Annotated in this window: 1 pseudogene; it reads left to right on the forward strand. The window is 41.4% G+C overall.

Features of this window, described 5'->3' with window-relative positions:
- A pseudogene (locus Q0954_RS34850) lies at positions 1 to 239 on the forward strand (hypothetical protein); the annotation flags it as partial.

Genomic DNA, 239 nt, shown 5'->3' on the forward strand with positions numbered 1-239 from the left:
ACGGACGCTGACTATTTAAAAGTAGAGGAGCTTCAGCTCTATGAAGCTAACAAGCTTGAGGATCAAAAGCGAGTAAAAGAAATAAAGTCAGCCCTTACTTCGGGTCAAGGCTATAACTTGAAGAGCCTGGTAAAGGATCACACCAGTCAAATTACTGGTCAAATTCGTGCTTCTAACCCCAATGCCGTTATTGTAGATGTATATGACCGAGGTTTCGATGATGCGGAAATATTTGAACA

This window comes from uncultured Microscilla sp. (assembly GCF_947493425.1).
Lineage (GTDB): Bacteria > Bacteroidota > Bacteroidia > Cytophagales > Microscillaceae > Microscilla.